The 14,791-nt window shown below is 38.5% G+C and carries 13 protein-coding genes; 4 read left to right on the forward strand and 9 right to left on the reverse strand.

Annotated elements, in window-relative coordinates:
- Positions 1–64: 64 nt before the first annotated feature.
- The 3 genes from nrfD to ACYVM0_RS24460 form a co-directional block, all read right to left on the reverse strand.
- The gene (gene nrfD / locus ACYVM0_RS24450) at positions 65–1,516 is read right to left on the reverse strand and encodes an NrfD/PsrC family molybdoenzyme membrane anchor subunit (RefSeq protein ID WP_430988260.1); all 1,452 of its coding nucleotides are present in this window, start codon (positions 1,514–1,516) and stop codon (positions 65–67) included.
- 149 nt (positions 1,517–1,665) lie between these two features.
- Positions 1,666–4,845 (reverse strand): Fe-S-cluster-containing hydrogenase, encoded by a 3,180-nt coding sequence (locus tag ACYVM0_RS24455; protein WP_460561625.1) that lies wholly within the window; start codon positions 4,843–4,845, stop codon positions 1,666–1,668.
- 68 nt (positions 4,846–4,913) lie between these two features.
- The gene (locus ACYVM0_RS24460; RefSeq protein WP_460561627.1) at positions 4,914–6,227 is read right to left on the reverse strand and encodes a c-type cytochrome; all 1,314 of its coding nucleotides are present in this window, start codon (positions 6,225–6,227) and stop codon (positions 4,914–4,916) included.
- 234 nt (positions 6,228–6,461) lie between these two features.
- Between ACYVM0_RS24460 and purN the strand changes: the two genes are divergently transcribed.
- The 4 genes from purN to ACYVM0_RS24480 all read left to right on the forward strand — a co-directional run bounded on the left by purN (position 6,462) and on the right by ACYVM0_RS24480 (position 9,668).
- Complete coding sequence (purN, locus tag ACYVM0_RS24465) at positions 6,462–7,373, forward strand: phosphoribosylglycinamide formyltransferase (RefSeq protein WP_460561629.1); 912 nt, start codon at positions 6,462–6,464, stop codon at positions 7,371–7,373.
- 146 nt (positions 7,374–7,519) lie between these two features.
- Positions 7,520–8,284 (forward strand): peptidase associated/transthyretin-like domain-containing protein, encoded by a 765-nt coding sequence (locus ACYVM0_RS24470; RefSeq protein ID WP_460561631.1) that lies wholly within the window; start codon positions 7,520–7,522, stop codon positions 8,282–8,284.
- A 110-nt stretch (positions 8,285–8,394) separates the two neighbouring features.
- Positions 8,395–9,084 carry a TMEM175 family protein gene (locus tag ACYVM0_RS24475; RefSeq protein ID WP_460561633.1) on the forward strand — a complete coding sequence of 230 codons (690 nt, stop codon included), beginning with the start codon at positions 8,395–8,397 and terminating at the stop codon, positions 9,082–9,084.
- Between the two features lie 32 nt (positions 9,085–9,116).
- Positions 9,117–9,668 carry a hypothetical protein gene (locus ACYVM0_RS24480; RefSeq protein ID WP_460561635.1) on the forward strand — a complete coding sequence of 184 codons (552 nt, stop codon included), beginning with the start codon at positions 9,117–9,119 and terminating at the stop codon, positions 9,666–9,668.
- Positions 9,669–9,771: 103 nt separating this feature from the next.
- Here ACYVM0_RS24480 and ACYVM0_RS24485 read toward each other — a convergent pair whose 3' ends face one another.
- The 6 genes from ACYVM0_RS24485 to ACYVM0_RS24510 form a co-directional block, all read right to left on the reverse strand.
- Positions 9,772–10,308: a transposase gene (locus ACYVM0_RS24485; protein WP_460561637.1), complete on the reverse strand. Its 537-nt coding sequence runs from the start codon at positions 10,306–10,308 to the stop codon at positions 9,772–9,774.
- A 377-nt stretch (positions 10,309–10,685) separates the two neighbouring features.
- The gene (locus ACYVM0_RS24490) at positions 10,686–11,084 is read right to left on the reverse strand and encodes a hypothetical protein (RefSeq protein ID WP_460561639.1); all 399 of its coding nucleotides are present in this window, start codon (positions 11,082–11,084) and stop codon (positions 10,686–10,688) included.
- Positions 11,071–12,579: an RHS repeat domain-containing protein gene (locus ACYVM0_RS24495; RefSeq protein WP_460561641.1), complete on the reverse strand. Its 1,509-nt coding sequence runs from the start codon at positions 12,577–12,579 to the stop codon at positions 11,071–11,073. Before ACYVM0_RS24495 ends, ACYVM0_RS24490 begins: the two co-directional genes overlap by 14 nt.
- A 422-nt stretch (positions 12,580–13,001) precedes the next feature.
- On the reverse strand, positions 13,002–13,607 hold the full coding sequence (locus ACYVM0_RS24500; protein WP_460561643.1) for a hypothetical protein: 606 nt from the start codon (positions 13,605–13,607) through the stop codon (positions 13,002–13,004).
- A gap of 41 nt (positions 13,608–13,648) precedes the next feature.
- On the reverse strand, positions 13,649–13,885 hold the full coding sequence (locus tag ACYVM0_RS24505) for a hypothetical protein (RefSeq protein WP_460561645.1): 237 nt from the start codon (positions 13,883–13,885) through the stop codon (positions 13,649–13,651).
- Positions 13,886–14,271: 386 nt separating this feature from the next.
- Positions 14,272–14,757 (reverse strand): hypothetical protein, encoded by a 486-nt coding sequence (locus ACYVM0_RS24510; protein ID WP_460561647.1) that lies wholly within the window; start codon positions 14,755–14,757, stop codon positions 14,272–14,274.
- Positions 14,758–14,791 lie beyond the last annotated feature (34 nt).

The following is a 14,791-nucleotide window of genomic DNA, read 5'->3' on the forward strand; positions in this document are numbered from 1 at the left end:
TTTATGATGTTAATAAATCCAAACCTGTTTTATAAATTTTTTATACTCTACTATTCAAATATTATTAGTGCGCATGTGCCACTTCTTCAATATAAAATTTCTCAGCATCCTCTTTTTCAATATCCGTCATCTTCACTTTATAATTTTCACCACTGGTTTTTAATACCGACTTGATCTCTGCAATTGCAATAACCGGGAAGTATTTTGCAAACAGGAAGAAGCAGGTGAAGAATAAACCGAATGTACCCAGGTAAAATCCGATCTCATAAATACTTGGGCTATAGTATGTACTCCAGCTTGATGGCAGGTAATCCCTGTACACAGAAGTAACGATAATTACAAAACGCTCGAACCACATACCAATGTTTACGATCACACTCATAAAGAAAGTAACGGTAATATTTCTTCTTAATTTACGGCTCCAGAATAGCTGTGGCGACACCACGTTACAGAACATCATCAACCAGTAGCTCCATCCATAAGGGCTGAACAGGTTGGCCCTGTTCTGGCTGAACGCATACCACTCGTATGGATTTTGTCCGTACCAGGCAATAAACAACTCCGTTAAGTAAGCACAACCTACAATACTACCTGTAAGTACAATTACTTTATTCATCGCCTCAATATGGCCCAATGTGATATAATCCTGCAGGTTTAAAACTTTACGTACCACTATCATCAGTGTTTGCACCATGGCAAAGCCGCTGAATACCGCACCCGCCACAAAGTAAGGAGGGAAGATGGTGGTATGCCATCCCGGAACGATTGAAGTAGCAAAGTCAAAAGATACTATAGTGTGTACAGAAAGTACCAGTGGTGTGCTTAAACCTGCCAATACCAATGATAAAGATTCATGACGTTGCCAGTGTTTGGTACTACCGCTCCAGCCAAATGACGCCACACCATAAAACATTTTGCGGAATTTGGTTTTAGCCCTGTCACGTACAGTAGCCAGATCGGGCAATAAACCCGAATACCAGAATAATAATGATACGGTAAAATAAGTTGATATCGCAAATACGTCCCACAACAGCGGTGAGTTAAAGTTAACCCATAACGGACCTCTTGAGTTAGGGTAAGGCATTACAAAAAACGCCATCCATACACGACCCATATGCCATATCGGGAACTGGCCTGCACACATTACCGCAAAAATCGTCATCGCTTCTGCAGCACGGTTCACCCCTGTTCTCCATCCCTGGCGGAATAATAATAAGATCGCAGAGATGAGGGTTCCGGCGTGACCAATACCTACCCACCATACGAAGTTGGTAATATCCCAACCCCATCCGATGGTTTTGTTCAGGTTCCACTGACCAATACCGTAAGTAACCTCACGATAAATACTGTACACACCAAATAAAAGTAAAGCCACGCTGATATAAAAACCAATGTACCAGAGGCGGCTTGGTTTCATCTCAATGGGGCGTACTATATCTTCCGTTATCTGGTGGTAATCTTTATCACCATCTACCAGCGGTTCCCTTAGTTGCGATTCGTACTTTAATAATGACATATCCTTTTTTCTAAGCTTTTAACTGTAACCTGTTTTGGTAAGTAACAGTTTTAATTTTGATTTTATGTCGAACTGATGAATATCGAATTGTTGAATGTGGTTTTAATCAGCACAGATTCAATATTCGCTATCCGCCATTGTATGTTTTTTTAAGCGTGTGCTTTTTCTTCTTTTTTTGCTTCTTCTTTGTGCCCTTCTTCTTTCACTGCACTAACTTCCCTGTCTGTATTCCTGATCTTAGCCAGGTAACTAACGTTAGGCAATACGTGCAGTTGTTCCATCACATAAAAATTACGGTGGGTTTGCTCTACGTGCCTGATCTTGTACACATCACTTTCTTTATCATTCACATTACCAAAGCTGATAGCGTTTGTAGGGCAAGCCTGCATACAAGCTACTTTTACATTACGAACCAATGTTGGATCACCTGCTTTTTTAGCGTTCAGTTTATTTTCCTGCAAGCGTTGTACACAGAAAGAACATTTCTCGATCACACCTCTTGAACGCACCGTTACATCCGGATTCAATACCATTCTTGTAAGATCATCATTCATCTGCAAAACAGATTCATTCATATCCACACCAATCAACGGATTCTGGTTATCAGGGAAGCTATCTGCACCGGTATAATCCAACCAGTTAAAACGACGTACTTTATAAGGACAGTTGTTGGCGCAATATCTTGTACCGATACAACGGTTATAGGTCATCTGGTTTAAACCTTCACTGCTATGGTTGGTAGCGGCAACCGGGCAAACGTTTTCGCAAGGTGCGTTATCACAATGCTGGCAAAGCATCGGCTGGAATACCACATCCGGATTTTCCATATCCTCACCGGTAAAATAACGGTCGATACGTAACCAGTGCATTTCGTGTGCCCTTTGTACCTGTATCTTACCTACCACGCTCACATTGTTTTCAGCAGTACATGCTACCACGCAGGCGCTACATCCTGTACAGGTACTTAAATCTATACTCATACCCCATTTAATACCTGGCTTTACAAAGTCGGGGTACATGGTGGCATCTCTTACAAAATCCTTGCTGTCGTTAGCAGTAATGGTTAAACGCTCTTTAGTAATTTCTTCTAAAACAGCTTCGGGGTTAGCAACAAAGCTGGCAAGGCTGGTTTCATAAATAACCGGACGGTTTTCATTTGAACCATGTACCTGTGTTTGCGCCAACGGATACGTTTTATCTGTCAGTTCTACTTTTGCAACAGCGCTGTATTGATTGGTGCTGCCATCAAAACCTACTAAAGTGTAAGCATTCTGGCCGGCACCTGCGGCAGATCTGCCTATATTTTCCATTGTTTTGGTGGCATCAGCACTTTGCCTGCCGTATCCAACCGCAATAGCGATAGTATTTTTTTGAACACCTGGTATTAATAATACAGGCAGTTCTAAAGATTTTCCGTTAACAGTAACTTTTACTACTGGTTTTTCAGGATGCACTTCATATGCATCAGAAGCCCCTTTATCTGCCAGCACATCTTTTTTGTACAATGCTTTGTACATTTCAGTGCCCATCATCACATAGTTATCCCAGGTTACTTTAGTAATAGGATCAGGTAATTCCTGTAACCATGGGTTATTTGCCTGGCTACCATTACCTATTGATATTTTCTGGTATAAAACAACTTCAGTTTCGTCGCCTTTTATTGCAGCAATTTTTGTTTTAGCTTCTTCTACTTTAGCAGCAGAAAAAGTTGCACCCGCAGCAGCTACTGCCACAGCTGGTTCTACAACACCATCCTGCAGGGCTTTATCGTAATTATCAGGCGTAGCCCATTTAGCTAACCAATAAGCTTTAAAATATGTTTCGTAATCGGCCACCGTGCTGCCGCTCCATTTTAATAAAGAAGTCTGGAAGGCCCTGGTTTTAAATAAAGGATTGATAGTTGGCTGAATAACGCTGATATAACCTGTTTTAGGTTCAGCATCGCCCCAGCTTTCTAACCAGTGGTGAGAAGGGAGAACAAATTTACAGTGCTCTGTAGTTTCGTCCATAGTAGCGTTGAAAGAAACACCCACTACTTTATTAAGGCCGTCAATAAATTTTTTGCTATCGCTATAAGAGTAAGCAGGATTTACACCCTGGATTAATACCGCTCCAACTGCTCCGCTGTTCATATCATCCACCAGCTTCACCATATCAGCATCTATACCTTTGCGGTAGTTAGAAGTGATGGCCCAGTTGATCGTTTTTCCATTGGCACCAATAGCTTCGTTAATGGCATTTACAATGATCTGTACATTCACATCATTGCTGCCGCTAACTACTAATGCATTACCAGCAGCCGCTTTTAATTTTTCTGCAGCCAGTTTTACACCTTCATTCAGTTTAGCGTCTTTAAAGGAAGCTGCAGTACCATTTAAAGCATTTAAAATCGCCACTGCAACGGCGCCGGTTTCAGAAGGCTTGTGCATAATGCGGTCATCTGCATTACTACCCGTTAAACTCATCATACTTTCAAAATGAATATGACGGCTGATATCGGGCTTTTCGCCTGTTATTTTCCTGTTAGTTGAGTATTGTTTGCTGAATTCAGTAGGGCTTAACCAGGTACCTAAAAAGTCGGCACCAAGGCTAACAATCACTTTAGCATTTTCAAAATGGTAAGAAGGGATTTCCCTTTTGCCATAGGTAGCTTCGTTAGCAAGGATCATCCCTGAATAGCTTACAGCATCGTATTGTACGTGGCGGCTACCAGGATATTTTGCCAGGAATTCAGTTATAATTTGTTGTGTGGAAGGAGAGTTTACAGTAGCGGTTAACAATACCACTGTTTTGCCAGTGATGGCAGTGCCTACCATTTTATCAAAAGCATCAAAAGTGGTTACTTCTTTAAAGTCTTTACCATCTTTTTGCATCGGGTAGCGAAGGCGGGTTGTATCATATAAATCTAATACTGAAGCCTGCGATTGTGCGTTGGTTGCCCCTTTGGTAATGCCGGATAATTCGTTACCTTCTATTTTGATAGGACGTCCGTCTCTTTGTTTTACCACTACAGAAATTGCATCTCCGCCATTTACATAAGTAGAAGCATAGTAGTTGGCTATACCCGGAATGATATCATCCTGCCTTTGTAAATAAGGAACCGATTTACGTACCGGCATTTCGCAACTGGCAGCAATAGTAGCGGCAGCAGTGCTAAAACCTAAATATTTTAAGAAGTCCCTGCGGGGGGTTTTAGCATCCAAAATGCCTTTATCATCTAAATCGGCCAATGGCAGCAACTCTTCTTTGAATTCCTTTTCAGTTGATTGCTGAAAATTTTCAGTCTGATTGAGTTCTCCAAAACTTTGCCAGTACTTTTTATTACTCATAATATGCTAATGTGCTAATGATAAATAATTCTAAACCTCTGCTCTGATGTCTTTTACAGGTGCAGCAATTAATAGTGACATTTCTGACACTCCGTTCCACCAATTTTTTCTACGGTTACACTATCCATCTTAGGTTTCTTAATTTCCTTGATGTTGTTGTATTTGTCCCTGATGGTATCAGGCTTTAAGTCGTTATGGAATTTTTCGTAAATGCTGTAGAATTTATTGCCGGTACTGTCTGATTTGCTGTAAAAATCAACTTTAGATTCTCTGTGGCAATTGATACACCAGCCCATGCTAAGGTCGGCAAACTGGTAAACTTCCGGCATTTCCTGTATGTTACCATGGCAGGTCTGGCATTGTTGTTTACCCACTTTTACGTGCTGGCTGTGGTTGAAGTATACGTGATCGGGAAGATTATGAATTTTGGTCCATTGAATAGGATGTGCACCATCGGGTACGCCATCATTATTTTTATCAGGATTGTAAGTTTTGGTAGCCGCATTAAAACCTGCGTATTCATACAGTTTCTGTATCTCTTCAGTTCCGTTAACTGCAGTACCATCTTCTCTTACCAATACATCAGGACCTTCGTATTTATTAATTCCTTTATGACAGTTCATACAAACATTTACCGAAGGAATGTTAGCATGTTTGCTATCCTGTGCACCACCATGGCAGTACAAGCAGCTGATCTGGTTAGTACCGGCATGCACCTGGTGAGAGTAAAATATAGGTTGTTTTGGCTGGTAATTTTTCATGCGGCCCAGGCCAATGGCAGCATTGGTAAAGAAGTAACCGGCAACACAAAACAGTACCAAAATGGCTACCATTAAGTAGGTTTTGTTCTTATATACCGGAACAGGTTCGCCGCGTAATACACCTTCTTTATCATCGGTTAATTTACGAAGGTTGCTGTTTACCTGTAATAATATAAAGGCTATAAGTGCTAATACCAAAGTAAGAATACCGAAAAGGAGAGAGTTATCTTCTGTGGCGGTAGGTTTGTTTGGATCAGCGACTGTTACCGGAGGAGGGGCATCAGCATAATCTAATATCGCTTTAATCTCTTCTTTCTTCAGGTTAAACTGCTGCATTTGCGAAACCCACTTTGCCTTTAATGCCTTTGCATAAGGGTCGGTTTCAACCATGGTATTTACATTATTCACCCATTTGTAAGCCCATTCCTTATCCGGCTCCCTGTCCCTTGCACCTTTAAGCATTGGTCCTGTAAAATCCTTGTCTACCTTATGGCAACTGGCACAATTGGCTTTAAAAAGCGCTTCGCCGTTCTGAGCAAAAATAGTATTGGTTGATGAGGCTAATGCAAAGAGTACAAGAAATGCAAATACTCTGTTAAAGATTTTTCTATACCGACTCATACAGTTATAACGGGGCTAATGTGGAAAAATATCCGGTTTCGGCTGCAAATTTAAGTCAGGATGCTGACATAATATCAACATTGTTAAAATTTTTTTTCGCTTATCCAGCGTGGGTTTCAGCCGATTGTAAAGCATTTTATAGTGTTATTGTCACATATTTGTAAACAATATTTATCCCTTAATATTTTTTGTTTCGGGCTGCCATTTCACAATTTTTTACTTCACATTTGCCAAATGTTTGAAAAACTTAAACAACGCTGGAAGGTAAACGGGCTTAACCTGGTACTTATAATTACCACTTTTGCCATAGGCGGCAGCTTATGCGGCTATGCAGGCAGAAAAATTTTAGCCTTTACAAATTTAGATAAAGGGGCATTGTGGGTTATATTATATATAGTATTGATCACCCTGCTATGGCCTTTATGTGTTTTGCTGGTAAGTTTTCCTTTGGGCCAGTTTGGCTTTTTTAAAAAATATTTAGGCAGGGTGTTTAAGCGGTTTGCGTCACCTGGTGACAGGGGGCAGACGGTTGCAACCGTCAATAATACGGGTCATGACGGCCCTAACCGTATGACCCGGACCCGTATTGCCATTTTTGCAAGCGGTGCCGGCAGCAATGCCCAACAGATCATCAACCAGTTTTCGTCATCTGCTGATATTACGATTGCCTTGATCGTTTGCAATAAACCCGGCGCAGGTATATTAGGTATTGCTGCCAATGCCGGTATTCCATGCTTATTAATTGAAAAAGAAAAGTTTTTTAACGGTGATCATTATTTACCCGAGCTGCAGGAGCATCATATTAATTTTATTGTGCTGGCAGGTTTTTTATGGAAGATACCTGAAGCTTTAATTAAGGCCTATCCAAAAAAGATCGTGAATATTCACCCGGCATTATTACCAAAATATGGCGGCAAGGGCATGTTTGGCCGCTATGTGCATGAAGCTGTTATTAATAATAAAGAAACCGAAAGCGGCATTACCATTCATTATGTAGATGAATTGTACGATCATGGTGCTGTTATCTTCCAGGCAACCTGCACTGTAAATGAAAATGATACGGCTGATACACTGGCGCAGAAGATACATGTACTGGAGCATGCACATTATCCTAAAGTAATTGCGGATATTTTACAAAGCAGGTGATTTGTAATACCTGATAAGTGTTTACATTATAAGCCCATGTTCCCCTTCAGGGCCAGGGGCAGAAAAGTAAAATTGCAGTTAAAACAAACCGTTATGGCTTTTGTATAAATTTGTTGGCGTAATATTATGCCTTTAAAAATTTGTTGTTGCGTATATCTTTAAAAATAATCATACTGTTATTGTGTTGCCAGCTGGCGGGCCCATCGATATATGCACAGTTTACGCTTAGCGGTACTGTTTTTGATTCTTCCAAAATAAATTATGTGCCCGGTGTTACCGTTATTAATAAAGAAGGCCGGTTTACTTTAACCGATTCCATGGGAAGGTACAGCCTTGCGGTAACCGAGAAAGATTCGGTATCCTTTATTTTCCGCAATAAAGCCACACAAAGTTTTGCGGTACGTACCATTCCCGATCCTTCGCATTTTGATATTTCATTACGGGTAAATTATAAAGGCAAGTACAGTACTTTAAAAGAAGTGGTGGTTTTTGGAAAATCATTTAAACAGGATTCTATTGAAAACAGGGAGACCTACGCCAAGGTTTTTGATTTTCGGAAGCCTACGTTAAAAACTTCCATTTCACCCTCGGGTGTACCCGGTGCCGATGTGGATGAGATCATTAATATTTTCCGGTTTAAAAGAAACAAGCGACTGAAATCTTTTCAATTGAGATTAGAAAAAGACGAACAGGAAAAATACATCAACTTCCGTTTTAATAAAACCCTGGTAAAAAAACTCACTCACCTGGAAGATGGCCAGCAGTTAGATAATTTTATGGCAAAATACAGGCCCACTTATGAGTTTACCAGTGCCGCAGATGAACTTACCATGAACCAGTATATTTTAAACTGCGGTTATCAATACAAGATCGAGTTGTTACAACAAAGCGCTCCAAAAGAAAAAATGTAAAAAAAGAGCAGTACTTTTCAATCTGAAAAAGCACTGCCATAAAAGAGTTGTTTTTACGCTCCTTTATTTTTTTGCTTTTACATTAAAAGCCACCACTAACGTTTCTTTTTATGAACGAATTACATAACGAACTGAAAAAAGAATTTCAGATTGAAAGGATGATCCTTTTCAGTGATGCGGTTTTTGCTATTGCTATTACTTTAATGGCGATAGAAATAAAAGTGCCGGTTATAGAAGCACCTGCTGTTACCGATCATGAATTGCTGAAAGCGCTGGGCCATCTTGTTTTTAAATTCATTGGTTTTATTATCAGTTTTTTTATTATTGGCTTATACTGGACCGTACACCACCGCATGTTTAGTTTTGTTGAAAATTATAACAGCAAGCTATTATGGCTTAACCTCATTTTTTTATTGTCGGTTGTTATAATGCCTTTTAGCTCGGGCTTATATGGAGAGTACTCCAATAAAATTGAAGTGGTGGTGCCTTACACGGTTTATGTTTTTAATATCTGCCTTACCGGTTATTTAAATTACAGGCTCTGGAAATATATCGGCAACCCCCAAAATAATATTGCCAGCCATACACTTACCCGTGATATGGTTAGTATTTCTATTAAACGTTCGCTGGTTACGCCGGCAGTTTTTTTATTATCGCTGGTGGCCACCTATTTTGTGTTTGTTAGTTTATGGCTACCGGTTATCGGCCGGTATTTTCCCATGTTTATTCCTTTAATTATGAAGCGGATTCAAAAGAAGCATAATAAAAAAACAAGCCCTGTTGCTGCTGCAACAGAATAAATATTATTTTGCACCAGAAAAATTATATAACTATGGAAGCTGAACAATTAACACTTGGTATAGGAACCAGGTTGCAACATACACAATACGGGCCCGGGGTAATTGTTGGCGTAAGGTATGCCACGTATTTAATTTCCTTTATCCACCACGGCATAAAAGAGATTGATAAAACCGATACTAACCTGGATGAAATAATTGCCGAAAATGTAAGCGTTGAGGTAGAGACCGTTTCGGCGGTAGAAAAATCTTTATTAAAAATTTTAAGGCAATGGAGTGATGTGAACGAACTGGTTCCGTTGGGCGATAAATGGATCGGCGGCACGATGTTGTTGCAAACAGCGGATAAAAGTTTAAAGCCCAAGGAAATTCCTATTGATGATTTCTTCCATAAAATTGTAATGCTGCGTGACCGGTTACGTGTACTGGAGCAAAATATCAACAGCAATAAAAAACTGAGCGACGAAGAGAAGGTAAATATCCAGCAATATATTACCCGTTGCTATGGTTCTCTTACTACGTTCAATGTATTATTCAGAAATAAGGAGCATTGGTTTGTAGGAGAGAAAAGCAGCAAAGAAGAATAAAAAAGCGCCACCGCAGGTATTTATTCTCCTCCTCCAAATCCAAAACGTTTTGCTCTCCCGAACGCCGCCTGGTCTGTGACCAACGGCCACCACCAGCCCATTGTTAGTTGCCTGAATAATGGCCCGGCATATTAAAAGCGTGTACTCCTTCATGATAAAATCGTACCGAAGAATAAAAATAGGCTTCCGGAGTATTACTCAAACCTACCACAACCGGATTATTATTTATGTAGTCCAGTTTCTGTGCAAAAACAGCAGAAGTTCGTACCTCAACGCTTAAGGGTTCTCTTTTCCATATCTGGTACATACGATCATACTTATCCCCTTTATAAGTTGCTAATACTTCGGTATCATTCTTTGCCATTGAAGCTTTTAATTTTTTTGACGTATGTTTCATAAAATAAGATTGTATTGCAGATGAAGTAAATCCAAATAATGGTTGCCATATAATGTGTACATGATTAACCACCCCGATAGCTATCGGGGCAAATCTGAAAAGGGTAATTCGTTTTTGTGCGACTAAAAACCGGAGGCTTTCGATTATGATATTCTCATGTTCATCTTTTGAAAGTAAATGTTTCCATTCATGAATTGTTGCAGTGAAGAACTGGGGCCAATACTCAAAGTAAGTTGTTTTCATTTTACTAAACTATGGCAATTTTGCAACCTCTTTTTAGTGCAGCATCGCTGGTCGAAGACAGGCGACGGCGATCACGGATGTTAGAGTTGGCTTGCGGATATTTGGCGAGTACCTACAGCGGCGGAAATGGCTTTATAAATTATTCGTGCAGTGGGCTTCGGGCTGGGTTGTTGGTATGCTAACGCATTTACCCATCCGACATACGCAACAACGGCGAGCTACCAACAAAGGCAAAGAGGCGTGACACACTCAACAAAGGTGAAGATCAGATAATCTGATACATTGCGATTTTTTATTTCTATCCTTACTCGTTATCTCTTTTATTATTGCTATTCATTACGATCATTAATCGAAGAACAGACGGCGAGAAAGAGCATTTATTTTGAATCGCAAATTGTCAGCGGCAAGCTATTCCATCCACTTTTCGGAACATTTTCAAATATTATGCACTTGGGCACTTTTATATCAATTAGCTGTCTACAGATATTCGGATTACTAGGCAATATTTTAAAAAACATTAGGCTGTCATTCAAAATCTCTTGCGGCACTGACATATTAATACTTCTATAAAATGTTTGATTATTAAATTTATATCGATATTTATACATCCATCCAGTTTCCCCTACAAAATAAGATGAATCGAGCTTCCCTAAAACAAAAACACCAACGCTATTCAGATTTTTTTTTCTTTCAACATTAACAAAGTATAATACTACGCCAGATATTATTATTACTAAAGTTATAATTTTCTCTATCTTATTTTTATTTAATGCCATCTTTCAACAAATTTTTAGATTGGTCCATAAGTATATCGAAAGTATTTACTGCATCTGTTGGTTGATTTGGTTCAGCTAAACTTTTTGCACCCAATTTTACATAATTAAATAAAAGATCTATTCCAGCACTTGTATATGATTTTCTTTCGTTAAATACAGAAACTTGACCATGTGAATAACTTATATCAACTGCAGAATTCCAAGTTTTTGCTACAATTTTTCCAAATATATTAAACTTTGAGGTTGCAGTATTAATAAGTACATCATTCCAGTCGACATCACCAAACTTCCCATTTTTTGCCAGTATATTTTTTCCCAGTTCAGTGAAAAAAGTACTTGATATTTTTGCTACAACTCCTCCTCTTTTAAGTTTAAACAAAGTTCCTGCAAATTTCAAATATCTTAGTTTAGTAATCTGCCCAGCTGGTATGAACCATGAAAGCCCTTCTAGTAAGTTTAGTCCATCTTGTTTAATATCCGCATGAACCTTTACCATAAACTTATAAATATCATCATACCGTTCAAGCTGTGCTCTGTAATTACGATTTTTAACTTTGTCTATACCGATACCTGCATATTCTAATCTCGTATGAAAATCCTGAACCTGAGCCTGCGTTAACACTTTTACATGACCTATTACTGTAACACCTGCCATATTTGTTCCAGGTGTATAGTATACCGGGTCTTTTTTCTTTTTAGGGTCTTCATCAACTAATCCTTTAGGGTCATTTAAATTTATTGGGTTATCCAGTCCAAAATTATAAGGCGTCCATTCCCAGTTAGCATCTGCTAATTCATCTACTTGTAAAAATCGTCCTATTTGTGGGTCGTAACTTCTGCATTGAGTTTCGTACAAGTTAATATCGAAATCATTATTTAATTCTGTACCACCATTGAACTTGCGTTTGTTTTCTAATGTGCCCGCCGCCTTACTACTTATCCCCACCATCGTCAACCCAAACGGGTAATAGCTCGTTTCTTCCAGTATCTGCCCCCTCGTATGCACCACTTCTAAATTATCAAAGAACACATTGATATTACTCTCATTGCTACAGTACACATAAAGATAACCATTTTTGGGTACGTTTATATTCTGCAGCATGTGGTTTTTAAGCCCGCCATCGGGGCCGCCAGTTGCACCTTTAAACCCACCCAGTTTTATGTATACAGGGTCAAACTGGCAGCTTACCAAATTAAACTGCTCATCAAACAGTATATAACATACACCTGCTTTTACCCCATTGTACGGGTTGGTATTGGAGGAATTAGTTATAAAGTTATTAAGCGGAGTTACTGTGCCGGATGTATTACCATTCAAAATAGAATACGTACCACCATGCTGTGCTGCAGGATTGGAACCGCCACTTGTACCCAGAAAAGCAGTTATAAGATCCCCTGCACTAAACGCACTGTTGGTTACTGTACCGCCAGCATATTCGTACCAGGATTTAGCCAGCAGATCCAGTTTATCACCTGCCATTACCTTTAATACCATACTTGGGCCTGTTTTATTACTGGCTCCATTTAACTGGTATACTTTCTGGCTATAAGCAGTTGGCGATCCAAATGTATTGGAGTTGTTAGTGCCGTTATCATTTATATAATTGGGGGCATTAGCTGGTTTAGCAACTACATAGGTGGAAGACTTAGGGATATCATAATAGGTTTTTTCCATTTCCAGGGGGCTGCCTGCGCCTGTACCTTCAAGCGTTGCGGTGGGGTAATGATCTTCCTGCTGTTCATCAGTTAATACCATTCGTACATTACCCAAATGATCTTTTATCATGTAATCAAAGGCAAGGCCGGAAAACAAAAAAGGATGGCTTAATGCCACCCATTTTTAACAAAATTAAACTTTCTCTTTTTTGAAACTCTTTATTGACGGGGGTTTTAAAAAATACCAACACGAATGAAACATTACCTAACATTCGGCAGAACGAGCCTGACAAAATCAGGATGAAGCTTTGAGTAATTTGCAGTAAAATATTTTTCATTTTCGTTATTGATCAGCGAAGAATAATATAGTTTCCTTAATTCTTCTCCATCCATATAACTGTTATGCTGCCCTAAATAAGCTTTAGTAATTTTTTGCTCTTTGTTGTTATATACAAATGTATGTATCATGGCACCCTTAGATGTTTCTGCGAACATTGGTATACTATCATTAATAGATAAATAATAATAAAGAGTGTACTCATTGTCTGCATTTTTTTTAAACTCAGTTAATTTAATACCACATTCAGAAACTGTTAATGAATCATGCTTTCTAAGTTTTTCATTACCATAAATTACATAAATATACTTTAAGCAGGTGTCATTAATCGCTACAATTTTGTATTTGTTAACTGAATCCCTGCAGTTAAGAATTGATTTCCTGAAATTATTAACAATTCTATTTATAGATGCTAAACTGTCATTCTGAAAAATATCATTTTTTTTATCCTTATCGTTATAATTTTCGCTATTACAACTGAATAAAAACAAACTGAATGAACTCAATATAACATATACATAATTTTTCATGGTAAAATTATTTACGTACTATTCGTTGATTGATGGTTTGATTATAAAGATAAATCGCATTTGAGGTGACGACTACATTTCGAACTGTGCCATTTACTTTTCCCGCCATCGGGCAATGTTGTTCCATTACCCATTATTACATTAAAGTTTACCCCGGCACTTTGGTTAAAGCTGCTGTTGGTGTATTGCGTAAAGTCTGCCTTCAATAAACGGTTAGCTGCATCATATCCAAAATCATATTTTCGTTTTTCGCCATCGCCTTTACTCTTCCATACCATCCCCTCAATATTGCCATTGTACTGCGGAGCAGTATAAGTTTGGTTGCCAATGATATTGTTATTGGCTTTATCGTAGCCCAGGTCAAAACCAAAATAAATTCCTGCAGGTACTCCGGGAGGAGGGACATTATTTTTAAAGTTAACAATTTTGTCAACTTTTAAATGGCCGAACTTTGGGGGAGCTTACAATCTCTCTTCGCCTTTACATTTCATATTTACCAAATATTTTGATACACCAGTACTGAAATACTGTAGTTTCAAGGCTTTTAAATGATTAAAAAATATTTTTTTTCTATAAAATAAAAACGGAGGGCTGAAACAGCCCCCTGTAAACGATTTATTCTCAAGCTGATTTAAAAAACCAACTATTTTGAGACACTACCAAATTATTTCCTAATCCCTTTCTTTTCAGCAAGATTTCTAAAACACTCGTCCAATTTATCCCAATCTTCCTTGATAAATTTTAGCACTTCAGGTTGTAAAGCAGTCTCATAACGATTAAAACCTCCTTGATAAGAAACAGAACCTCCAGGAAACAAGAGTTCAGTTTTTCTTTTTGTTTTCATATTAAATCCAACTCCCGTAACCAATTGCGTATTATCCCTTGTCATATTTGGTAATATAGCTTGATCCTTATCTATAAAGTTAAATATTAATACTAAAGTATCATGCTTGATGACTAAATTATTAAACATTAATTCTAATTCCCCAAAGGGTTTGCTTATTAAACTGTCGCTTTTGGGTTTATAAGGTACGTCACAGTTCCACGTATACAAATGCCATTTTGCACTATCATATAAATCTTGCACCTGTAAACTATCAACTATGGTAGGGTAAACTGAACATTTTCCGTTTTTGATTTGAACTTCCATATGTTCTGCATTTTGTTGATTTGAGTTACAGCTA

This window comes from Ferruginibacter profundus (assembly GCF_054783275.1).